This is a genomic window from Rickettsia endosymbiont of Lasioglossum villosulum (assembly GCF_964026455.1).
Classification (GTDB): domain Bacteria; phylum Pseudomonadota; class Alphaproteobacteria; order Rickettsiales; family Rickettsiaceae; genus Rickettsia.
This window is the reverse complement of the sequence record NZ_OZ032152.1, coordinates 153,537-178,646: the sequence shown is the minus strand read 5'-3', so window position 1 is coordinate 178,646 and position 25,110 is coordinate 153,537. Positions and strand designations below refer to the sequence as shown.

Here is a 25,110-nt window from a genome sequence, read left to right as displayed (position 1 = left end):
ATAATTATATTTAGTAGTTTTTGGAGGATTAACCACCCCTGCTACATGCCCTGAATCAGTTAAGCAAAAAATCTTATCACCATTTATCAATTTCATTCCATCATATATTGAACGCCAAGGTGCGATATGATCCTCCTTAGCTGCCACAAAGAAAGAATTACAATCAACTTTACCAAGATCTATCTTAGTTCCTAATATTTCTAAAGTATTAGGCTCTTTTAGTAAATTATTATAATAGGTATTTTGTAAATATTCTTGATACATTCTTGCCGGTAAATTTGTAGAATCAGCATTCCAATATAACAAATCAAAAGGCATAGGATTTTTGCCAAGTAAATAATTATTTACAAAAAATGTCCAAATTAAATCGTTAGCTCTTAGTAAACTAAAGGTATTTGATAAATATTTTCCATCAAAATATCCTTTCAAATCCATATCCTCTTTAATATACTTCATCGTATTTTCATTAAAAAATACTCCAAGCTCACCAGGACTAGTATAATCAAGCAAGGTGGTAAAGAACGTAGCACTATTAGTGCAATCTAGTTTTTTTACTTTTAAATATGCAAGAATAATGGCAAGAAACGTTCCGCCCATGCAATATCCAACGAAGTCAATTTTTTTAAAGCCAAGCTTTCTAATATATTCAATAGGTGCTAAAATCCCATATTGTAAATAATCATCAAAGCCTTTTTCTGCTAAAGACGAATCCGGATTAACCCATGAAATAAGGAAAACTTGAAAATTATTTTCCACTAAAAAAGATATTAATGAATTATGCGAGGATAAATCGAGAATATAATATTTATTTATGCAAGGGGGAATAATTAGTATCGGTATCTTATGTACTTTTTCTTTCGGCTCATAGCATATTAGCTGCATCAAATCATTTTGAAATATAACTTTTCCTTTTGTTGTTGCAATATTCTCACCAAGCTTAAAAGCTGATTTATCAGTAGTTCTAATATTTAATATATCACCTGAATTTTTTATATCTCTTAGGAAATTTTCAAGCCCTTGTACTAAATTCTGCCCCCCACTTTTCAAAGTTTCACGTAAAACTTTTGGATTACAAAAAGCAAAATTTGATGGCGAAAAAGCATCAATAAAGTGCCTAGTTAAAAAATCTAAATGTTGCTTAAGGTCATCTGATAATTCATATTGATCGATATTTTTCTTAAGCCATTCAGCGGATAATAGATAATATTGTTTAACAAAATCAAAATAAGCATTCTCTTCCCATAAAGAATCTTTAAATCTTTTATCACGATTATCTGGGGAAAATATAGCTTTCGCCGGACTACCAACAAATTGCGCAAAGGCATTCGTAGTAAGCTCTCTTAGCTTTTCAATATACTGGGTATTAATACTACAAAATTTTTCAGGATTTGCCCAAAATTGTTCTACCATTAAGGTGGCGATAATTCTATTCTTATCACTATTAATTAAATTTTGTGGTATTATACTACCCTTGCCCTGCATTAAATGCATGATCAATTCTTGATATTTATCAGCTATTTCTTTAAAATTATTGATAATCGTTTCATGTGGTATGTTGTACATATTTTAGTTCCGGTGATGTTACTAAGTCATTGCGAGGAGAAACTGTAAGTTTCGACAAAGCAATCTCAGGAATCTTATAACTCTATTTCATGAGATTGCCACGCTCCTTGCAGTCGCTCGCAATGACATCTATATCTCTAGACTATCCCATATACTATTTATCTTGTCGATAACTTCCTGATCCATTTCGATTTTTTTACCCCATTTTCTGTTTGTCTCAGGGTATATTTTATCTGTTGCATCTATTCCCATTTTGCTGCCAAGCCCTGACTCTGGGGATGCAAAATCTAAATAATCTATTGGGGAGTTTTCTATGAAAGTTGTATCACGCTTTGGATCAACTCTTGTTGAGATTGCCCAAATTACTTCCTGCCAGTTACGAATATCGATATCATCATCGACCACGATAATAAATTTGCTATACATAAATTGCCGTAAATAAGACCAAACACCAAGCATTATTCTTTTAGCATGACCAGGATAAGACTTTTTAATTGATACTACCGCAACCCTATATGAACAACCTTCAGGTGGCAACCAAAAATCAACAATTTCCGGAAATTGTTGTTGAATAAGAGGGATAAAAATCTCATTTAATGCTTCACCGAGTATTGATGGCTCATCTGGGGGTTTGCCTGTATAAGTACTCAAATATACAGGATTTTTTTTCATCGTTATTGCTGTTACAGTAAATACTGGGAATTCTTCAACATCATTGTAATATCCGGTATGGTCGCCAAAAGGACCTTCGGGTAAATACTCATCTAGACTAACATACCCCTCAAGTACTATTTCGCTATGTGCTGGAACTTTTAAATCAATGGTTTTACACTTTACCAATTCTACTTTTTCATTACCAAGCAACCCAGCAAAATTATATTCCGAAATATTTTCCGGTATCGGCATTACTGATGCCATAGTTATTGCCGGATTTGCCCCAATAACTATAGCAGCTGGGAAAGGTTCTCTTTTTGCTCCTTTCCAACGTTTATGATGCTCTGCACCACCTCGCAACTTAAGCCAACGCATCAATAATTTATTTTCCGAAATAACCTGCATTCTATATATACCGAGATTATAATTATCAACCTTTTCATCGGTTGGTCCTTTAGTTACAACTATAGACCAAGTAATTAAAGGTGAAACATCAAGAGACCAACATTTTTGGATTGGTAATATATTAAGATCAGGCTTGTCGATAATAATCTCATGGCAAGCGGCTTTTGAAACAGTTTTAGGCGACATAGCAAAGATACGCTTTGCTAGCGGTAACATCGATAATGTTTCTTTAAAAGATGATGGTGGTTGCGGTTGTTTAAGAAATGCGAGTAAAACTCCAAGCTCTCTTAATTCCTGAATATTCTGAAGCTTAAGCCCCATGCAAATACGATTGATACTAGCATAAAGATTAGTTAGAACAGGTATTGTAGATTTACTGCCGTCAGATTTTATAACATTCTCAAATAGCAAAGCAGGACCATTTTGCTCCAATGCTCTTCTGCTGATTTCAGTAATTTCTAGATCGGTTTTAACTTCAACAGAAATACGCTTTAATTCACCGTTTTTTTCTAACAATTTCAAAAACTCGGGTAAATCTCTAAAGCTCATATTATTTATTAGATTTTGTGTTATTTAGCTCGTATGTAATCCTCACCGTACGTGTGCATCGGCATCATCCCGTGGTGGCATTGTTGCGTGGATCGGTTTTTCCGTCATTGCGAGGAAATTGTGAAGTAATTGACGAAGCAATCCAGCTAAAAAATACTAATATTATTAGTATTTTTTATTATTTTTTCTGGATTGCCACGCTCATTTCATTCGCGTAGCTCAGACGATTTGGTATCCACGCAACAACAAGGTCTCCCGTGGTTTGGGAACTAGATCCAGCATAAAGCGAGATAAATCGAGCTTTTTGTATTTTTTATTACTGGATCCCGTGGACGAGCCACGGGATGACACCGATCACGTTTTTCGATCCACGCGGGCAATGCCGTCACAGGGCGACACAACTCATTTACATAGTCTTCACTTTCATATCATTTTGCTTGATCGTATAGTTAATCAATTCATCAATGATAGAATTTTTAATAGTGTGTACTATATTTTTTTCTGAATTAGTTCTAATATTTTTAGCCACCTGCTCATCTATATTTGTAGATTTAATATGGGCAAAATATAGCTCATCGCCTACTTGAAATACAGGAGTATTAGAACCTATTTTAGTGTTAAAAATGGATAATAATATTTCAGGGGTTAACATCTGATCATTTTCCATTTCTGATCTTATATAAGTTTTGTTACGTATTTTAGCACTTGATGTGTTATCTTCTGTATCAAAATTATCTTCTTTTGCTAAATCTTTCATAATTTTTATATTAAGATCAGCAAGATATTGCTTTATCCAAGTGCTATTTATCTGTTCTTTAATACTATCAAATTCAGGTATTTTTGCTGGATTTATAGATTTTAATTCAACAAGTACTAAATAGCTTTTATCTTCTGCCTCAATCGGATAAGATAATTCCCTCTCGCTAAGCTCAAAAATACTATCGGCATTTTCGGCAATTATTTTGTCTTCGATCAAATCGGCATAACTTATATTATTAATATTGTTAATAGGCAGCTCATATTTTTCTGCAATTTCAACTAAGCTAGAACCGGCTACGACATCATCTTCTAAGTTTTTAGCAAGCTCCATATTTAGGATATCAATTTTTTGAGATTCTATTTGTTCATATAATTGTTTTTGTACATCCTCAAAACTTTGTTCTCCAAATTCCTCTTTATTCTCATTATAAAATTCTAATAATTCTTCTTTAGTAACTTGGATTTTCTTTTGTAAGTTTTCAGTAGTAACTTTTATATATGAAAAGCTACGCTTCTCAGGTATTTCAAATGAAGATTTGTTATTCTGGTAAAAATCTTTTAATTCCTGATTAGAGGGAACTGGAATTTGTAAATCTTTTGGCTTGTTTTGTAGATTCATTTGCACTAATTCTACTTCTCTTTTTTCAGCCATATAATTTACTATATTATCAGTCATAGCTTTTGGAACATAGAAGCTATCTAAAAAAGTACCAGCAAAAATATTTTTTAAGGCTTTTTCTTTAAAATTTACTAAATATTTTTCTTCATCTGTATAAGAATTTCTAAAATAAGTTTTAAAGAGCTTTATATCGAAAATTCCTTGATCATTTTTAAAAACCGGTGATTCTTTTACTAAATTTTTTACAGTATCATCGCTTATATCAAAATCATAATAGCTAACTAGATAATCTAAGATATTCTCAAAAATAAGCCTTTTTAAGATTCTATTATCTATATTTAATTGTGCTATTTCTTCTTCCGTTAGGCTTACTCCTACTTGTTTAGATATAGCGTTAATTTCTAAAGATTTTGCCCGCAGAAAATCTTCTTGCGATATGTTTTTCGCATGAGAAAAAGTTACGATATTGCCACCACCTCTTCCATGTAATACATCTTTAATGCCAAAGCCAACAAAGGCAAAAACGATCATTGCGAATAAAACCCGCATTATAAAACTATCGGCAGTTTTTCTAATATTATTTAACATAATTTTTTATTTAAGATTCTTAATGTCATCTTGTACATTATAAAGCAAAAAAACCTACATAGTCAAACTATATAGGTTTTTTGTTACATATGTGTCATGCCGTATGGATCAATTTTCCCGTCATTGTGAGGAAATTACGAAGTAACTTGTACGTACGCAATCTTAGGATGCTTGACAAGATTGCCACGTCGATACTTTGTATCTCCTCGCAATGACGGGGAAACTGATGCACACGAACAAGCCACCACGGGATGACAAAGGAAAACTTATATACGCAAATAATACTTTTTCACAATAACGACTCTTGAGTCGCACAACAATATTTTTAGTAAGGAATAATCGAGAAATAAGGATGGTGACCCCTACGGGACTCGAACCCGTGTTCCCACCGTGAAAGGGTGGTGTCCTAACCGCTAGACGAAGGGACCTTTAAGAAATATTATTATAATTTGTCATCCCCGCAAGGCGTTGCCTTGGTGTATTAGCCCTATCTTTGTCATCCCATGAGCTTGTAGCGGAATCCAGTTAAAAATACTAATTTTAGTATTTTTCATTATTTTTTCTGGATCCCGCAATCAAGTCGCGGGATGACAGAGGAAAAACCGATCCACTTAAGCAAGCCTTACGGAGTAACAGATAATATAACAATGCACTTTAATTACAATAACTTCAAAGGTTTTATACAATATCTTTTTAAGTATTGCAAGCAAAATTATAGATTTACTTTAAGTTTAATACTACCTTGATGGCTATGATAACGTTTATTCAAATAATAGTTATAATCCAACGAAATAATCGTATTCTTAACACTTCCTATAATACCCCCTCCTAAATTATAGGCTGTTTTTGCTTGTTTCGGTATTATATGATTTTGCGTAAATTTATTACCTTGTATTTGAATAGTTCTATTTACTCTCTGAGTTTTTTCATTGAAATTATGCTCTATGGAACTATGCAGCGTAAGCCCTAAATTATTATTTTTTAAAGGTATTTTCGTTTTAGCACCGATAATTCCTGATAATATATTATTTTCTTTCGTTGCAAGAGCTATTTCTTGAATACTAATACCTGTTTCATTATATACACCATCTCGTGATTTTCCGTATCTTAAACCGATATTTGGCGTAATGACTATATTATTTGTAGCCAGATAATTATAATTAAGTAAAGCTTCTGCGTTATAGCTATGGTTACGATGTTTTACATTACTCTTAAATTTAGTATTATTAAATAAATAAGTAGTTTTATTTTTAATAAAGTTCTTAGAAGCAACAACTAAACCTTGCAATACAAAATTTTTCGGTAATTCTTTTTGCCCATAGATAGAAACTATATGACTTTTAATAATTTCTTTATCATTATTATTGTTATTTTTAAACTTAAATACTGAATGAACGTTACTATAAGCAATACCTATAATATTATTATCGATCTCAACGTCAAAACCAACAGTACCACCTTTATTAATACCTCTATAGCCATTAATATTATTAACTCTACCTTGGTTATTAACACCGTACATAGTACGCATCCATAGACCTCTTTTAACTGGTGACTCTTCATCACCAGCTGCTATAGCAGCGTTATTATCTTCATTAATTTTAACTACTGCAATAGAATCAAGTCTAGTAAAAATAGAATCTTTCGTCACTTTCTGAACAGTTTGAATTTGTTGATTAGTAGTAGGAGCAATTGCTGCAACACTCTTTTTTACTTCTTCTACTGCTTGCGGAAGAGGGATAGTTGTAATTGCATCAATCTTTTTAAGCGGTTTACTATATTCTAAATCTTCTTCTATACCTGAATCATAATCATCATCACTATCTATTAATTTTAAAAAGCTATCTTCATCCTTTTCGCCACTCTTTAACCTTAAGAAACTACGTTTATCATCACCATCTTTTAATTTTAAAGAATCATTTTCATTTTCTCTACCATCGCTTAATGCTAAAAGACCATGCTCATCATCACTACCATCACTTAGCCCTAAGAACCTATCTTCTTCCTCTTTACCATCACTTACTCCTAACAAGCTATGTTCACTTTTTCTGCCATCACTTAGCCTTAATGAGCTAGGTTTATCCTCTCTACCATCACTTAGCCCTAAGAATCTATCTTCTTCCTCTTTACCATCACTTACTCCTAACAAGTTATATTCACTTTTTCCGCCATCACTTGATTCTGATGAGCTAGGTTTATCCTCTCTACCATTACTTACTCCCAAGGAGCTATGTTCATTAGTTGATAATAATAGTTGATCAGAAGCATCTTCAGTTTTTGTACCAATATTTGCGTTAGGTTGATCGTTTAAGCCTTTCGCTGCAGTTAGTGTTTCAAGTTCTGAATTTATATCTGCAGTTATTTTTTCAAAGCCTTCTAGAACTTCTTTAAATTCTGCATCTCTATCTATCTTAGACTCATTGTTTAAGCCTTCAGCTTCAACTAATTTTTCAAATTCTACGCTTAAGTCTTCTTTACTACCAACTAGATCACTAATGCTATGAACTGAAGCATATTTCTTTAACGGTGTTGCACTATATCCTTTAGCCTTTATTTCTACATCACTATCTGATGAATTACTAAGGCTATCATCTTCTAGACTCTTGACCTCTGCTTGCAATGGCAACTGCTCAGATAAATTAAGTGCTTCCATAGCTAACTTTTTAAGCCGTGAATCCTCTTCAACATTTTCCAGATTTTGGGGCTTCTCACTACGTTCTGCAATATAGCTCTCTTCCGCCTTTTGAACCTTATCCTCTAAATCTAAATAATCTAATATACTTAAATCTTTTTGAGTAGGTTTTACTAATTTTTCAAACTTTTTATATGCTTCTTTTATTACATCATTAACTTCTGATATAATCTCTCCATTTTCTAGTATTTCAGAATTATTCTTAAGACTTTCAAAACTTGAATCATATCTTTGAGGTGGATTTGCACTATATCCTTGAACCTTTATTTCTACCTCACTATATGATGAATTACTAGAGCTAGGAGTTGAACCTAAATCCTCTATATCTTGTTGTAACTGTGATTCTTGTTTTGATAAATTTAGAGCTTCCTGGGCTAAATCCTGAAGTGATTGTGAATTTTCAGGGTCTAATCTTTTTCGGCGTAATTCATGATATTGTGCTTCAACATTACTTTTTTTGGTGGATACTTTTTGAAGCTCTTCATCCAGCTCATCATGTTTTCGTAGTGAGGTAAATTTCTCTTCAAGTGCTAAATATTCTAAATTAGATGATGCTGGACTTTGTATACCATTACTTTTTCTACTATCTTCTTTGTAATTTTCAAATGCTTCTTCAACTAATTTTATATCATTATTATATTGTTTTAATAATGCCTCAGCTGCTTCTATTTGCCTGTTTTCATCACCATTTAAATCTTTATTTTCTTTATATATAATAAATTGCTCCCATACTGCTTTAGCTTCGTCTTTTTTCTTATTTAAATCTTTAAGTAATCTATCAAACAATACTGGACGCTTATTACTATTAGCACTATTAATTCTATGTAATGAGTACTCAATATTTTGATGTCCTAAAAGAGCTAAATTATTTTTTGGAACAATATGCGTATCTTCTTTATTAGCTGCAATAAATCCTACATTCGTCTTTATCTTATCTTGGTATCCATTTATCCTGCTTTCAATTTGTTTTGCTTCAGCAAGTTTTTCCTCAATTCGCCTATTATAGCTTATTTCATTTTGTGGCTTGTTAACTAGCTTTAATCTTAATATATTTAATTCTTGAATTATATTTTCTAAGTTTTTTTGCTCTTTTTTTATACTTGCTAAACTTGTATCAATTAATTTTTGCTGAGAAGAACTAGGTGTTTTTTGTAGGTTTTTTATTAGTCCTCCTACTTCCATATATGTTTCAACCAATGGCAACATACGTACGTTTAAATCCGCTTGAGTAAACGTAGGATATTGTTTTGACTGATCTTCTTTTTGAGGCTGCACATTTACAACTGGATCTGGAAATACTTCTATATAGTCCTGTACTGAGGGCGGGTTTGGTTTTAAATATCCTCCTGAATCATACTTGCTATTATCTACAATCCTTTGCACTCTAGGTGTTACAGGAATGCTTACATTATTAGTGTTATTTTTATTTCGAGCAGGTAGTTGCGGTGGAAAAGTAATTTGTCCTATTTCAGTTTTTATTTCTCCAGAAATCCTTTCTACTTTCTCATAATATTTCTTTATATCATTATGATTTGGCTTTTCCTTAGCCAGTTCTCCTATTATTTTTAGTTTTAAGTCTTCTTGCTTTTCTTGTTTTTTTTCTATTTTTAATAATTTCTTTTCTGCTACAGTTTTATCTTCGTACGATTCTATTCGTCCTATCCCTTCTCTTGTAGTCTCTAAAGATTCTGGATTTTGATTTAATATTTTTTTTATTTTTTCTAATTGGTTTAAATCATCTTGAACCTGCTGTTCACTCTCTTGGTTATTTAATAATACTCTTTTCTTTTCTATCTCCGCTCCTAATGCAACCATTAATAGATTTTTTTGTATCCGTGCCTCTCCTATATTATTTTTTTTCTTTGCTGCTGCGTATGCTTTAGCTGCCTGTTTTTTTCGTACTTCTTGTGCTTTTTTTTGTGCTTCTTTATCAACTTTAATTTTTTCTATTCTTTCGTTATTATCTTGCTCTATCTGTGCTTGATATTCTGCACTTTTTCTTTTTACTTCATCCGTAGTTGCTTTATTTTTATCAGCTACACCCTGCCTAGCAGCCTTAGTTCTTTGTAATTGTTCTTGAGATTTTGTAAGCTTTGTTGGCTCTTCCGCTGATGTATTATCATCTTTTTTACCTTTACCAAAAAGACGAGAAAATACTCCACATTTTTTAGGCGTGCTAGCCTGTGCAGACTTAAAATCACTTTGTGAGTTTGGCTCTTGTTGTACCGGTGAGCTATTTTTATAAAAATCTTCTATATCTTGGCTTGAATCATTACTTTTAAGGCTTTCTCTTCCTTTTTTTGTTGAAGGTCTACGTTTTACACTACTAGCTCTATTTAATGCTTTCTTATACTCCATTATATCTTGGTAAGTATCTTTGCTACTTGCTACTCCTTCAAAAGGTACTGCAATTATTGCTGCTGCTGATATAGAAGCAAGTAAAGAATATTTTAAAAGTCTTAGTTTTTTTACGGAATTATTTATGGTTATTTTACTCATATTTTGAATACCTAAAATTTAGTTATGCTTACCAAAGTCGCATATAATAGTAATGTGGTTAATAAAAATCAATAATATAGTTAATTTATTTTAATAATTTGATCTTGCTATTGAAAAAGGATCGCTGGGCGGGTATAATGCGTTTTTAACTTATAATTGAAAATGCTAGATTATTTAAAAGCAATTTTTGAAGCCGAATATAACCATCTTAATTTATGGTATTTCATTAGTTTCATCTGCGGAATTATAGTTTATTTTTCTTTAAATTTTGATTTTTCATTTTCAACTATTGGGATTATTTTACTTGTACTTTTAATATTATCTACTAGCAAAAGATATAGCATCATCATCAAGTTTATTTATGGTATTATTATTGCATTTGCAATTGGTTTATTAGTCGCAAAATACCGCACGGCAAGTGTGCATGGTCAAACCATTCATAAGCCTATAATTACTCTAGTTGGCGGCAAAATAGAATCTATCAAACCAACCATCATCGGAGGACAAGTAGTATTAAGCGAAATAAAAATCGAGAAAATTAATCGTGATTTACAAAAGGTAAAAATTAGTATACCGAAAAAATATTTACAGGAAATTCGTGTAAATGACTATATAACTTTACTTGCTAAGCTTTATAAACCTCAAAATAGTATATTACCTGGTGGCTATGATTTCGGGTTTTATGCATATCTTGCTGATATAGGAGCAAATGGCTATGCGATGTCAGAACCTAAAATTTTAGCACGCAATGAAACTACTATTGATAGCTTTATTTATAAAATACGTATTTTCATTTATAATAATTTAATAAATAAGCTTGGTAGTGATAAAGGAAATTTTGCAGCTGCGATATTACTTGGTGAGACGAAAGGCTTAAACAGGCAAATCATGCAAGATATGCGACAAAGCGGTATATCACACGTATTATGCGTTTCAGGGCTACATTTGTCGCTAGTGGTAATGATTATTTTCATTACTACAAGGTTTTTGCTGAATATATCAAATTATTTGGCATATAATTACAATATAAAATTGGTTTCTGCTTACTGTGCATTAATCGGCAGCTTTGGATATTTAGAGCTAAGCGGGATGCAAATCGCAGCAACCAGAGCTTTTATTACGGCAGCGATTTTTATTTATGGGATTATTATAGGAAGAGCTGGTTTTCCTATTCGTTCTCTTGCTATTGCTGCATTTATAATATTATCGCTAAATCCCGAATATATTTTTCATCCGAGTTTTCAGCTATCTTTTATTGCAGTATTATCACTTGTGGCAGGTTATGAGTTTTATCTTAAAAATTCGTGGTTACTTGGAGAGAAAAAAGGCATTTTTGGAGCAATAAAATTTTATACCATATCAAATATTTACTCTAGTTTTTTAGCAAGCATCATTACTGCCCCCGTAGTAATAAATCAGTTTTTTATATTCTCTACTTACTCAGTACCGACAAATCTTATTGCCGTGCCTATAATGTCTTTTTTTCTGATGCCTCTTGCTCTATTGTCCTTGCCTTTTACTATGATTGGGTTTGATAGTTATATTTTGGAGATTATAGGGTTTTTTATTGAAATAATAATTAAATCAGCCCACTATTTTAATAATTTACCTGGCTCAGTTTGGTATTTCGGCTATATCACAAATTTTAGTATTTTACTCTTTTTATTTGGATTTTTCTGGATTTGTATATGGAAAACTACATGGCGACTATTTGGACTAGTAATTATGGTAATATCCTTTATATTTATGCTTTATTCGCCAAAACCTGAATTAATATTTGATGCAAGTAATATGGCAATTGGTATTAAGAATAAGCAAGGTAAGCTTGAAATTTATGCCGATAAGATGGCAAAATTTAATAGGATTTATTGGGCTAATTGGTTTGGACAAGAAGATAGTATATTATTGCCGCTACAAGATAATCTTTTCATAACTAATTATGGGCAAAGAATTATCTTTAATAAAAATAACTATTGCAACGAAGCCGAAATTCATATCAATCTTAATCATAGAGCAAAATGCATGGGAAATCTGATGACTATTAATAGAGATTTTTTAAGCAAAAGTCCGGTTATACTTATATTTTGCAATTCTAAAAAATGTAGAATAAAATCTAGTCATGCAAACTATTAATAAAACATTAAACATTCCTTCAAAAGGATATGAAAAAATCTTGAATCTTCTTAATAAAAAAGGAGAAGCAAGATTAATTGGCGGCTCAGTTCGTGATGCTTTACTTGATAAAGAGAGCTATGATATTGATATAGCAACGAACTTACTACCAAATGAAGTAACAAGCATTTTATCCCAAGCTAAGATAAAAACTATCCCAACCGGCTTAAAATTTGGCACAATTACAGCTATTTTAGAAAAGGAACAGTTCCAAATCACTACTCTTCGGAAAGATATTGAATGTAACGGCAGACACGCTAAAGTAGTATTCACAAATGATTTTGCTGAAGATGCAGAAAGAAGAGACTTCACTATTAATGCTTTAAGCTATTGCCCTTTTAAAGGTAAAATATATGATTATTTCAATGGATTTGAAGATTTAAAGCAGCAAAAAGTAGTATTTATAAGAGCTGCTCACCAAAGAATTAAAGAAGATTATTTACGTATTTTACGATTCTTTCGTTTTTCTAGCTATTATGCAAATAGGCTTGATCCAGAAGGATTTAAAGCATGCGATGAACTAAAAAGCGGCTTAATGAGTTTATCACGAGAACGCATAAAAAGTGAATTTGATAGAATTATAGTTTCTAGTAATAGCCCTGAAGTTTTAAAAGCCATGTTTGAAATAAGGATTTTGGCATTGATATTTTCCATCCAAAATTATGAAATAAAAATTGCAGAGCAAGCCAAAAGCTTTAATCTAGAATTAAGTACTAGATATGCATTATTATTATATTATCAAAAAGATTTAAACCTAAAAAATTTTCTAGATTGGAAATTCTCAAAACATGAAACTATCCAGATATTATCTATATTAGATTTTATTCATAAAAATATAATCACTGAATTTGATATAAAAAAAATCTGGCTGGAGCATAAAAACTATAAAGAATATTTATTAGCAGCAAGTATATTAGGGAAAATAGATTATTCACAAATAACAAAATTTATAAATATATATGATTCATTAGAACGACCTAAATTCCCAATAAATGGTCATGATTTACTAAATATAAATATAGAACAAAAAGACATAGGCGAAAAACTAAATTACTTAAAAAAGATTTGGATAGATCAAGATTTTAAGTTAAGTAAGTCGGAGTTATTGGATATGATAACGTCATTCCCGCGTAGGCGGGAATCCAGTCATTAATTAGGAATCAAAACTATGAAATATAAAAATTTCTTTTTTCTGGATTCCCGCCTACGCGGGAATGACATCAGATCCATTCCACAACGCTGGACAAGCCGCGGGATGACAATAATCCTTCTCTCTTTCATATTCTTCAGCTTTACTAGCTACGCTAAACCTAAAATAGTAACGAGCATTACTCCAATTGCAAGTATAGCTGCAATGCTTGTTAAAGATAAAGCGGAGATAGAGAGTTTAGCCATAAGTAACGGCTGCCCGCATCATTATAATTTAAAACCAAGTGATCTAGCGAAAGTCAAAAACGCCAATATCGCTATTTATATAGATAAAGAATTTGATGGGTTTGCTGAGAAGTTAATTAATAATCATGCTAACACCATTATAAAAATCAGCGATATTAAAGATTTAAACATCATAAAAGGTAATTGGCATATTTGGCTTGATCTTGATAACGTAAAAGTTTTACTACAGGAATTTACTAAAATATTTAGTGAAAAATTTCCTGAATTACAACAAGATATTAATAATAATCTTGAGCTAGCAATGAAAGAATTACAAGATTTGCAAGAAGCTAAAAATAACGAGTTTGCTAATATAAAGGATGTGATTTTATTAAGCGACAGTAGCGAGTATTTTTTTGTTGATACAAATATCCGTACGACAAAATTATATAGCGACAGTCAAAAAAGCTTAAGATATTTCAGTAAATTAGACTCTTTAATTAAAGAGTCTAATAATAAATGTCTTGTTTTAAGTACTGAGCAAAATCCAAACTTATATAACAAATTAAATGTTAAAACAGTAATACTAAATAGTGAAAACTGGGATATCAAAAATATTGATTCCGAAAGCTACCGGAACCAATATCTACAGATGATTAACCAAGTTAGAGGGTGTTTGTAAATATTAAATGCGTAATATCTAAAAACAGAAAAACTAAATTTCTTGAATTTTTAATTAATTAGTGCTAAATTGAAACTGCTGAATTCAATTAGGCAATATTTAAAATGTATCAACGTTTTATACAAGGAGTTTTAGAAAAATTTTCTAAATTTTACCCAGTTTTAGGTATTACTGGACCAAGACAATCAGGGAAAACTACTCTTGCAAAAATATTATTTCCTCTGATAAAATATTAAAATAATCGTTATTACGAAAATTAATATAATCCTAATAAATATAGTACCAAATTCCTAAGATTGCCGCGTCAATGCTACGCATCTAACAAACTATATCATTTCAAATACTGCTTTAGATACCTACCGGTATGGCTTTCAGAGCAAGCAGCAATATCGGCAGGGGTGCCATGTACCACTATCTTACCACCTTTATCACCACCCTCAGGACCAACATCAATAATATAATCAGCTGTTTTTATAACATCTAGATTATGCTCGATAACTAAAACAGTATTACCCATATCAACAAGTTTATGCAGTACTTTTAACAATTTATTGATATCGTCAATATGCAGCCCTGTAGTCGGCTCATCTAGTATGTAAAGAGTTTTACCGGTTGAACGCCTTGATAGCTCTTTAGCAAGTTTAACACGCTGTGCCTCCCCTCCTGAAAGAGTAGTTGCCGATTGACCGATTTTAATGTAACCAAGCCCCACTTCATTTAAGGTAATAAGTTTTTCATAGATTAATGGGATTTTTTCAAAGAATTGCATCGCATCTTCTACCGTCATCATTAATATATCAGCAATAGATTTACCTTTATATTTTATCTCTAAAGTTTCTCTATTATATCTATGACCGTTACAAATGTCGCATTTTACATATACATCAGGCAAGAAGTGCATCTCTATCTTAATTAGCCCATCACCTTGACATGCCTCACATCTACCACCCTTAACGTTAAATGAAAACCTACCAACCTTATAACCTCTGGCTTTTGACTCAGGCAGTTCTACAAACCAGTCTCTAATATGAGTAAACGCACCGGTATAAGTTGCAGGGTTAGAACGCGGAGTTCTGCCGATTGGCGACTGATTAATATCGATAATTTTGTCTATATATTCAAGCCCTTTTAATTTTTGATATTTTCCTGGAAATACTTTTGCTGTAGGCTCTAGGTGCTTTAAAGCAGCCTTATATAGAGTATGGATCATCAAACTTGATTTTCCGCTTCCTGATACCCCTGTTATAGCAGTAAATGTACCAAGCGGAATTTTTATATCGACATTATCCAAATTATTAGAAACAGCTCCAATAAGCTCTATTGCTCTATTATCATGTCCTGTTCGTGTTTGTGTTGGCACTTTAATTGTTTGACGACCGCTTAAATATCTTCCTGTAATACTTTCTTCAAAATTCTTTATTTCTTCGGCATTACCCTCAGCAATAACCCGACCACCATGAATACCAGCACCAGGTCCTATATCGATAATATGATCAGCCTCATACATTGTTTCTTCGTCATGCTCAACCACTAAAACAGTATTACCAAGATCTCTTAGCCTTTTTAGCGTTTCAATTAATCTAGTATTATCACGTTGATGCAAGCCAATAGATGGCTCGTCAAGTACGTATAAAACACCGCTTAAGCCCGATCCTATTTGCGAAGCAAGACGAATACGCTGACTTTCACCTCCTGATAAAGTACCAGACTCTCTTGACAATGTTAGGTAATCAAGCCCGACATTCATCAAAAATTTTAGTCTTTCATTAATTTCTTTAAGGATACGTTCAGCGATAAATAATTGTTTTTTATTTAATTTTTGTTCTAGGTGAGCAAACCATTGTTGCAGTGTTGCAATACTCATATCTGCTACTTCACCTATATGAATATTTACTATTTTAACACATAAAGCTTCATCTTTTAGCCTATAGCCATTACAAGCCGTACATTTATGTTCTGACTTAAATTTAGCTAACTCTTCCTTGATTAAAACCGATTCTATAGTGCGATCTTTTTCTTGCAAACTCGGTATTATTCCAGCGAATGGCTGATGAATTACTTGTGTTTTAGAACCATCATGAAACTCAAATCTTATCGCTTCTTCTCCAGAACCTTCAAATAAAATTGTTTTAATATTATCAGATAAAGCTGAAAAAGGTGAGTCTATAGAAAATCTATAATGCTCAGCAAGTGCTTTTAATGTCTCTAGGATAAATTTTGAGGACGTACTGCCCCACGGCACTATTGCACCATCTTTAATAGATATTCTGTGATCTGGTACGATTAAATCACGATCGAAGAAAAACTCTTTACCAATTCCCTCACATTTAGGACATGCACCAAAAGGACTATTAAAGGAAAATATTCTTGGTTCAATTTCTGTAAGCTGAAATCCTGACACTGGACAAGAATATTTTTCAGAAAAAGTTATACGCTGATTTTTTTCGTATTCAGTATTAGCTACAGTTGGTAATTCTACGATTTCTAGGTAGGTAATACCATCAGCAAGATTTAATGAACTCTCTAAACTATCAGCTAGCCTATTGCCTAAATTCTCATCTAAAACTATCCTATCAACAATTACTTCAATATTATGTTTTTTATTTTTATCAAGCTTCGGCAAATCATCTATTTCACAAGTTTCCCCATTAACAATTAACTTCTGGAATCCTTGCTTTTTCAGATTCATAATCTCACGTTTGAATTCCCCTTTATGCCCTCTAACAATCGGAGCTAGTAAATATATCTTCGTTCCCGTAGGTAATTCGTTTATTATATCTACCATTTCAGAAACAGTTTGACTATGTATAGGCAGACCCGTTGCCGGAGAATAAGGAATCCCAACCCTTGCATATAATAACCTGAGATAATCGTAAATCTCGGTTATAGTTCCAACTGTAGAACGTGGATTCTTAGAAGTAGTTTTCTGATCAATCGCAATAGCTGGCGATAATCCAGAAATAGACTCGACATTCGGTTTATTTTGCAAATGCAAAAATTGTCTTGCATATGAAGATAAGCTCTCAACATATCTTCTTTGACCCTCTGCATAAATCGTATCAAACGCTAAGGAAGATTTACCCGAACCGCTAAGACCAGTTATAACGACAAATTTATTCCTTGGAATATCAACATTTATATTCTTTAGATTGTGCTCTTTAGCACCACGTACCTTGATATATTCTTGGTTCATATCACTCTTACTGAAAAATTTTAGGATATTTTAAAAAACCTGTAGTATTATAGGCTCTTTTATTTTATTATTGCAATAATAATATTTTTAAAATAGGTAATCTATGGCAGGTAGCTTAAATAAAGTGACATTAATAGGCAATTTAGGACGTGATCCTGAAATTAGAACTACGGGGGAAGGAAAGGAAATAGCGAATCTTTCTTTAGCCACCAACGACATTTGGAAAGACCGTGTTACCGGTGAAAAAAAAGAAAAGACCGAATGGCATAGAGTAGTGATATTTAACGAAGGGTTAGTATCTGTTGTAAAAAATTACGTTAAAAAAGGTAGTAAATTATATATTGAAGGCTCGTTACAAACTCGTAAATGGAATGATAGTTCAGGTGTGGAAAAATATACTACAGAAATCGTATTGCAAAATTTTAATTCACAATTAATATTGTTGGATAGCAAAAATTCTACTAGTTCTAGTCTTCAAGATTCAGGTCATAGTGAATATAAGCATTCCAAGCCTTCTTTTGATCATAGCGACTTAGATGACGAAATACCGTTCTAATTATCGTAACGTCATTGCGAGAAGTGGCAAAGCCTACGGTGTCATCCCGTGGCTTGGGAACTAGATCCAGTAAAAATACTAATAATATTAGTATTTTTTGTTATTTTTTCTGGATTGCCACGCTCCTTATAGTCGCTCGCAATGACGAGGAAAATAACCATTAAATACATTATGAAAAATTTTATTTGGATAATATTTTTAGTTTCTGTTCTACTTTCCGGTTGTTCTACTACCCATGATGTGGCAAGTAGAGTGAAACATTTGCAAGACATAGCTAAACAAAATAATTTTCAGCAACAACTTGTAAAAGGTGGTGATTTTACTCTTACAACTTATCAGCGTGTTACTGATCGTAATCAGCCTTTTGTATTTTACATTGAAGGGGATGGACATCTTGCAGATGGAGGCGTTAATTCTGACAACCCTACCTCTGTTAATCCAATGTTGTTAAGACTTGCTACAATCGATAAGCGACCAAATATTGTTTATATAGCAAGACCTTGTCAATATACTCCTTTAGAGATGAACGCAAAATGTGTTAATGATTATTGGTTAGATAAAAGAATGAACTATGAAGTAGTAAATTCAATTAATGATGTTATAAATACTATTAATAACGGGCAGAAATTCAGCTTAGTCGGCTTTTCAGGTGGCGGCGGGCTTACAATATTAATCGCTAGCCAAAATAGTAATGTGAAAGATATTATAACGATTGCCGGTAATTTAGATACTGAGAAATTTGACAAGCATCATAATTATCGTGGTTATCTAACTAAATCATTAAATCCAATAAATTACGCAAAGCAAATTAGCCACATTCCTCAATTGCATCTCTCCGGAGCAGATGACAAAAGAGTTCCAACTTTTATTACAGAACTTTATATAAAAGCTAGCTCATCTAACTGTGTTAATTATAAGGTCTTCCCTAACATTACCCATACAAAAGGCTGGGATACAGTTTGGAATAATATATTAAATATTCCACTAAACTGTAATTAATACAATTTTGTGAGATTGCCCACGTGGCTTAATTGTACCTCTGTCACCCCGTGATTTATTCACGGGGTCCAGTTAAAAATATCAATATTATTGATATTTTTAGTTATTTTACTGGATCCTGTGGACAAGCCACGGGATGACACCGATGGTGCTTTTCGGTCCACGCAGTCAATGCCATAACACCACTATTTTTGCTTATAGACAGTCACCCGCATCTGGTGTATTGCCTTAAAGCCTAAATAAACTGCGATACGTTCTAGTATAATTTCTTGGTAAAAAGATATTTCTAAAGCTGTTGCATGATCTTCTGCTTGTATAAATAGCGTATTAATCTTTTGCTTTTTATTAGTATCAGCAATTATTTTTAAAGGTAATACCTTATCGCTAAATTTAAATCCGACTATTTTATTCCAATTAAACATAATTTCAGGAAGCAAAGGATGCTGCCTTGCAAATATATGCCTAACTATTTTATGAATATCATCTTTAATTAGCTTCATCTTAATAGACTTTGGACAGTTAAAGTAATTACTCCTAAAGCAAGCATTACAGATATTATAGGTGAGTATAACGATAGTACTGATAACATCATCAAAAATACATTACAAATCGCTATAATCGATACTACCCGTTTATGGGATTTGCCTTTTTTGACAGCTTTTTGGAAAAAATGCTTTAAATGAGGCTGCCAAATTTTTTCTTTATTTACTAATCTAATTAATATAGTCAGTACCGCATCAGTTAAGTAATACAAGCTAGCGATAAAACAAGCTATAAATAGGTTAATATTTGTAGTAGCAAGCATTAACAAACAAAGACCCAGTAAAAAACCAAGGCTAATGCTACCCACATCTCCTAAGAATATTTTTGCTGGCTGCCAATTAAATATTAAAAATCCAATAGAACAACCAAGTATAACAATATTCATACTAAATATAAAATATGGATTAGCAAGTACCTGAAATTGTAGTAAACATAATATAAGTATAGTACTTGATAGATGAATAGACTCTATACAACTCATGCCATCTATACCATCCATAAAATTATATATATTAATGAAGCCGCTTAAAGCTACAATTAGTATAATGAAAATAAGATATATTGGGATAGGAATATTAACAGCAAAATCTAGAGGAATTAAAAGAGAAATAGCAAAAGCAGAACAAATTAAATGAGTTATCAAACGGATAAGTACCCGCACAGGTTTTAAATCATCTAAAAAAGAGACTGTCGCAATTACAAATAATGGCGGTAATATTTTTGCCGAGTTAGTAAGCAAACCGCTTGTTATATATTCAAAACTGCTTAAAGCAATCATTACAACAATTACGATAGCAAGACCACCACCACGTGGGGTAATCTTATTATGAGAACGACGCTGACTAGGTATATCAACTAAACCAATTGTCTTAAAATATTTGGTCAATATATATGTTAATATAGTAGTTGCTATAAAAGAAAAAATAAATAATACAATATAGCTATTTATATTCATAGTAACATGTTAGATTTAAAGCTAAAATATTTATTATTACTGATAATTACATGATCATGCACTACAATATTTATTGTTTTACACATATCTACTATTATATTTGTCATATCAATATCGGCTTTTGAAGGATCAGGGCTACCACTTGGATGATTATGAACAAGTATAATATTACTCGCCTCATTAAACAACGCTCTTTTAATTATCTCTCGTGGGTATACAGCAGCCTGATCAATAGTTCCTTGGCTTAAAACTTCATCAGCAATCAAAATATTTTTTTTGTTCAAAAATAATACCCGAAATTGTTCAAGCCGCATATTACCCATATTAACTTTTAAATAATCAATCAAAGAACCCTATGAAGCAATAATATTTTTATTTATTATCTTTTGTTTTAATGCTCTATTTATTAATTCACGTACTATAGCAAAATTGATATATAAATTCTCATTAGTACCACTAATACTAAGCAATCTTTCTTTATCAATATTGATTAAATCAGTAATACTATTAAAACTTTCCAGTAATTTTTTTGCTAGAGGCTTTACATCTTTACGAGGAATAGAAGAAAATAACATCAGCTCTAAGAGTTCATAATCGGAAAAATTTGCCGCTCCTGAAGTCACAAATCGCTCTTTTACGATGACCTATATAATGAGGGGTTGCCTCTTCTTTTATAGCTATATCGGGAACTATCTCAGGTTCGCTGTCAAAGAATTCCATTAGCTTATAGTTTAACATATGGAGGATGATCTAATTTTTTAGGGGATAATGTAAATATTTCAAAGCCGTCTTTAGTAACGCCTATAGTATGCTCAAATTGTGCTGATAAAGACTTGTCACGTGTGGTAACTGTCCAACCATCAAGGCTACTTAATATAGTATCATATCCGCCGGCATTTACCATTGGTTCAACAGTAAAAAACATACCTTCTTCTAGAACAAGCCCTGTTCCGCTGCGACCATAATTTAATATTGATGGCTCATCATGAAACACGCGACCGATCCCATGACCAGTATAATCACGCACCACAGAATAATTATGCTTCTCAGCATAGCTTTGAATAGCATGACCTATATCACCGAGCCTTGCTCCTGGCTTTACTACCTCAATCCCTTTCATCATTGCGTCATAAGTTACTTGAATAAGGCGTTTCGGCTTTATTGCTACATTGCCAACATAATACATACGGCTAGTGTCACCATACCAACCATCTAAAATTACTGTAACATCAATATTTATGATATCACCATTCCGTAATGGCTTATCGTTTGGAATGCCGTGACAAACTACGTGATTTATCGAGGTGCAAATAGATTTTGGAAAACCTTTATAATTTAAAGGTGCAGGAATGGCATTATTCGAAATAATAAAATTATGACAAAGATCGTTTAAACTATTTGTAGTAACGCCCGGCTTTACATGCGGTTCTATAAAATCAAGTGTTTCAGCAGCTAACCTGCCAGCTGCACGCATTTTCTCAAAATCTTTCTCGGAATGAATTTTTATGGTCATGTTATACTATGTGTTCTCTATAGAACTATATTATAACATAGTTTTTTAAAAGGTGTAAATTCTATTTACCTTATATTCTCTAGGTGGGCTTTTAAGAATTCAGGAGCAAAATCTGCTCCGTTAGACCAAGCAATAGTCTGCAATTCTTCGTCAAGGGTTACTCTAGCAAATAAATTTTTGTCCTTAAGAGGTTCAAATACTGAACCAACCAAATGCTTATATAAGTTTATATTTCCTCTAGTACCATCATCAAAAGACAATTGTAAATAATAATCATCAATATATTTTACAGATATTACATGTAACATTTTTTTACTTCAATGGATATCATCGTCATTCCCGCTTAGGCTTTTTTAAATCATAAAAATAATACATGTCCTTTTATAGAGTTTAAGTATAACATTTTTCCGCAAGGTGTAAATTTTCTTGTTTAATTTACTTCAAAATAGTATGTTATAGTAAATTTTTATCAATAACTAATGCTATACTACGTAAACAAATTTCTTTCAAATAGTAAAGTACAAGCTGTTATTTTAGGAATAATCGGTCTTGCTACTATTCTTGTGCTTATATCATATAAGCTTGATGACCCGTCTTTTAATTCGGCAACAACTGGATATACTAATAATTTATTAGGGATTTTTGGTTCTTATTTATCTGATTTTTTATATCAATTTTTTGGGGTAGCAGCTTTTATAATACCGCTTTCTTGTTTTATTTGGGGGAAGAATTGCTGGCAACAGAAATATCGCAAATCCTTTATCCGTATATCGGTAATGCTACTTGCTCTTTTCAGCACCGCAGCTTTACTATCTAATTTTGATTTAGAATTCGTACCCTCTAATGGTGGTGGAGCAGCCGGTATAATTATTTTTCATTTTCTTAAACAATTCACAAATCAGCTTCATTTATTATTAGTATTTTTTACATTTATTATATTTGTTGTTTTATTTGAAATTAAATTTACTTCTTTAAGCAGCTTTATCATTAAATTAGGTAAATTCTTAGCATATAAAATACAAACTTTTTTCTATAATCTATTTTCACAATTAACTTTGCCAAAATTATTTTCCGGTAAAGCAAATAATAAAATAAAGATTACCCCTTCTTATACAAAACCGGTAAGCGAAAAAATAAGATTTACAGAAGAGCCAAAGCATATTATGGCTAAACCAGCACCTGTAAATCCAATAAAATTCTTTAATAAACCTGCTGCTCCTAAAATATCTCAAAATGACGCAGCAGCACTGCCGCCAATTTCGCTACTACGTAACCCTGAAAATCATCATATAAAAGGTGCTTCATCGTCAGAATTAAAGCAAAAAGCCGAAGAATTGCTAACTGTGCTAAATGATTTTGGTGTGAAAGGACAAATAATTAATATAAGCCAAGGTCCGGTAGTAACTTTATATGAGTTTGAACCGGCAGCAGGCACTAAAACCTCAAGAGTAGTAGGGTTATCTGATGATATAGCCCGCTCGCTCTCAGCCCTATCAACAAGGATTGCAGTAGTACCTGGTAAAAATGTGCTTGGTATTGAGCTACCTAATAAGCAGCGAGAATTCTTTTGCTTAAAAGAGCTTATAGAAACACCAGAATACCAAGATACATCTACTTTATTGTCTTTAGTCTTAGGTAAAGATTTAGCGGGCAAACCGCTTATTGCAGACCTTGCCAAAATGCCGCACTTACTTGTTGCAGGGACAACCGGTTCAGGTAAATCGGTGGGAATTAACGCTATGATCGTTTCGCTGTTATATCGCTATACCCCTGAAGAGTGCCGCTTTATCATGATTGACCCGAAAATGCTTGAGCTATCAGCTTATGACGGAATACCGCATTTATTAACGCCCGTGGTAACTGAACCGGCTAAAGCAGTGGTGGCACTGAAATGGGCAGTTAAAGAAATGGAAAACCGCTATAGAATGATGAGCAATATCGGTGTTAAGAATATTGCCGGCTATAATACTAAGATTCAGGAAGCAGTTAAAGAGGGAAGAATAATTGAGAAGTCAATTCAAACAGGCTTTGATCCTGAAACCGGCAGACCCATCTATGAAACCGTGGCAATGAATATGGAAAAGCTGCCGTTCATAGTGGTGATTGTTGATGAGATGGCTGATTTAATGCTGGTTGCCGGTAAAGATATCGAGATGTTGATACAGCGTTTAGCTCAAATGGCAAGAGCTGCCGGCATCCATATTATTATGGCAACCCAAAGACCATCTGTTGACGTTATTACTGGTGTGATCAAGGCTAACTTCCCAAGCCGTATCAGCTTTAAGGTTACCTCTAAAATCGACAGCCGTACAATCTTAGGCGAACAGGGTTCAGAGCAGTTACTTGGTATGGGTGACATGCTATTTATGGGTAATACCTCTAAAATTACTAGGGTACATGGACCTTTTGTTAACGAATCTGAGATCGAGCAAATTACGGAATATTTAAAAGAAACAGGCACACCAGAATATATATCTGCTGTAACAGAGCAGCCTGATGAAGATGATACTAGTATTGATATCGGTGATGGTACATCAGACGAAGTACTTTATAAAAAAGCTGTGCAGATAGTACGTGATGAACGTAAATCTTCTATTAGCTATATTCAAAGATCGCTTAGAATCGGTTATAACAAAGCTGCCAATTTAGTTGAGAAAATGGAAAAAGAAGGAATAGTCTCCGTACCAAATCATACGGGTAAAAGAGAGATATTATTACCGGAGAGGTAGAGTTTGGAATGTGTCTCCTATGCGGGAAGGCATTGCCTGTATGGATCATTCTTCCCCCTGTCATCC

At 32.6% G+C, this 25,110-nt stretch carries 16 protein-coding genes, 1 tRNA gene and 3 pseudogenes; 8 read left to right on the top strand and 12 right to left on the bottom strand.

Translation table 11 applies throughout. The features are described 5' to 3' along the window. Positions 1-93 precede the first annotated feature (93 nt). From AAGD49_RS00855 to AAGD49_RS00835, 5 genes and pseudogenes are all read right to left on the bottom strand, one after another. Positions 94-1,410, bottom strand: a pseudogene (locus tag AAGD49_RS00855) (PHA/PHB synthase family protein); the annotation flags it as partial. 282 nt (positions 1,411-1,692) lie between these two features. Further along, positions 1,693-3,171 (bottom strand): UbiD family decarboxylase, encoded by a 1,479-nt coding sequence (locus AAGD49_RS00850; protein WP_341788739.1) that lies wholly within the window; start codon positions 3,169-3,171, stop codon positions 1,693-1,695. 406 nt (positions 3,172-3,577) lie between these two features. Next, a complete protein-coding gene (locus AAGD49_RS00845; protein WP_341788738.1) occupies positions 3,578-5,137 on the bottom strand; it encodes a SurA N-terminal domain-containing protein in 1,560 nt (519 codons plus the stop codon). Positions 5,138-5,490: 353 nt separating this feature from the next. Beyond that, positions 5,491-5,565 (bottom strand) — tRNA-Glu (locus tag AAGD49_RS00840). A 284-nt stretch (positions 5,566-5,849) separates the two neighbouring features. Beyond that, a complete protein-coding gene (locus tag AAGD49_RS00835; RefSeq protein WP_341788737.1) occupies positions 5,850-10,328 on the bottom strand; it encodes an autotransporter domain-containing protein in 4,479 nt (1,492 codons plus the stop codon). A 162-nt stretch (positions 10,329-10,490) separates the two neighbouring features. Here AAGD49_RS00835 and AAGD49_RS00830 point away from each other — a divergent pair. The 5 genes and pseudogenes from AAGD49_RS00830 to AAGD49_RS00810 form a co-directional block, all read left to right on the top strand. Then, positions 10,491-10,997 (top strand): annotated as a pseudogene (locus AAGD49_RS00830) (hypothetical protein); the annotation flags it as partial. A gap of 228 nt (positions 10,998-11,225) precedes the next feature. Then, complete coding sequence (locus AAGD49_RS00825; RefSeq protein WP_341789257.1) at positions 11,226-12,461, top strand: ComEC/Rec2 family competence protein; 1,236 nt, start codon at positions 11,226-11,228, stop codon at positions 12,459-12,461. Next, positions 12,448-13,653, top strand: coding sequence for a CCA tRNA nucleotidyltransferase (locus AAGD49_RS00820; RefSeq protein ID WP_341788736.1), 1,206 nt, complete (start codon positions 12,448-12,450; stop codon positions 13,651-13,653). Before AAGD49_RS00825 ends, AAGD49_RS00820 begins: the two co-directional genes overlap by 14 nt. A 102-nt stretch (positions 13,654-13,755) precedes the next feature. After that, complete coding sequence (locus tag AAGD49_RS00815) at positions 13,756-14,556, top strand: metal ABC transporter substrate-binding protein (RefSeq protein WP_341789256.1); 801 nt, start codon at positions 13,756-13,758, stop codon at positions 14,554-14,556. 104 nt (positions 14,557-14,660) lie between these two features. Beyond that, positions 14,661-14,792, top strand: a complete 132-nt coding sequence (locus tag AAGD49_RS00810; RefSeq protein WP_341788735.1) for a hypothetical protein — start codon at positions 14,661-14,663, stop codon at positions 14,790-14,792. A 95-nt stretch (positions 14,793-14,887) separates the two neighbouring features. On the opposite strand, the gene uvrA is transcribed toward AAGD49_RS00810, so the two are convergent. Further along, the gene (gene uvrA / locus AAGD49_RS00805; RefSeq protein WP_341788734.1) at positions 14,888-17,749 is read right to left on the bottom strand and encodes an excinuclease ABC subunit UvrA; all 2,862 of its coding nucleotides are present in this window, start codon (positions 17,747-17,749) and stop codon (positions 14,888-14,890) included. Positions 17,750-17,852: 103 nt separating this feature from the next. On the opposite strand from uvrA, the gene ssb reads away from it, so the two are divergent. Together ssb and AAGD49_RS00795 are read left to right on the top strand one after the other, a co-directional pair. Continuing rightward, the gene (ssb, locus tag AAGD49_RS00800; protein WP_341788733.1) at positions 17,853-18,305 is read left to right on the top strand and encodes a single-stranded DNA-binding protein; all 453 of its coding nucleotides are present in this window, start codon (positions 17,853-17,855) and stop codon (positions 18,303-18,305) included. Between the two features lie 171 nt (positions 18,306-18,476). Then, complete coding sequence (locus AAGD49_RS00795) at positions 18,477-19,304, top strand: alpha/beta hydrolase (protein ID WP_341788732.1); 828 nt, start codon at positions 18,477-18,479, stop codon at positions 19,302-19,304. Between the two features lie 185 nt (positions 19,305-19,489). Here the strand turns inward: AAGD49_RS00795 and AAGD49_RS00785 are convergent, their stop codons facing one another. The 6 genes and pseudogenes from AAGD49_RS00785 to AAGD49_RS00760 all read right to left on the bottom strand — a co-directional run bounded on the left by AAGD49_RS00785 (position 19,490) and on the right by AAGD49_RS00760 (position 22,623). Continuing rightward, entirely contained in the window at positions 19,490-19,804 is a 315-nt protein-coding gene (locus AAGD49_RS00785; protein WP_016948096.1) for a DUF721 domain-containing protein, read from the bottom strand. Further along, a complete protein-coding gene (locus tag AAGD49_RS00780; RefSeq protein WP_341788731.1) occupies positions 19,801-20,802 on the bottom strand; it encodes a glycosyltransferase family 4 protein in 1,002 nt (333 codons plus the stop codon). Before AAGD49_RS00780 ends, AAGD49_RS00785 begins: the two co-directional genes overlap by 4 nt. Continuing rightward, the gene (locus AAGD49_RS00775; RefSeq protein ID WP_341788730.1) at positions 20,799-21,149 is read right to left on the bottom strand and encodes a RadC family protein; all 351 of its coding nucleotides are present in this window, start codon (positions 21,147-21,149) and stop codon (positions 20,799-20,801) included. The genes AAGD49_RS00780 and AAGD49_RS00775 overlap by 4 nt, the downstream gene beginning before the upstream one ends. A gap of 6 nt (positions 21,150-21,155) precedes the next feature. After that, positions 21,156-21,540, bottom strand: a pseudogene (locus AAGD49_RS00770) (UPF0758 domain-containing protein). Further along, positions 21,527-22,315, bottom strand: a complete 789-nt coding sequence (gene map / locus AAGD49_RS00765; protein WP_341788729.1) for a type I methionyl aminopeptidase — start codon at positions 22,313-22,315, stop codon at positions 21,527-21,529. Before map ends, AAGD49_RS00770 begins: the two are co-directional and overlap by 14 nt. Positions 22,316-22,380: 65 nt before the next feature. Beyond that, the gene (locus tag AAGD49_RS00760; RefSeq protein ID WP_341788728.1) at positions 22,381-22,623 is read right to left on the bottom strand and encodes a DUF2442 domain-containing protein; all 243 of its coding nucleotides are present in this window, start codon (positions 22,621-22,623) and stop codon (positions 22,381-22,383) included. Between the two features lie 171 nt (positions 22,624-22,794). Here AAGD49_RS00760 and AAGD49_RS00755 point away from each other — a divergent pair, with 171 nt between their 5' ends. Then, positions 22,795-25,044 carry a DNA translocase FtsK gene (locus AAGD49_RS00755; protein WP_341788727.1) on the top strand — a complete coding sequence of 750 codons (2,250 nt, stop codon included), beginning with the start codon at positions 22,795-22,797 and terminating at the stop codon, positions 25,042-25,044. Positions 25,045-25,110 lie beyond the last annotated feature (66 nt).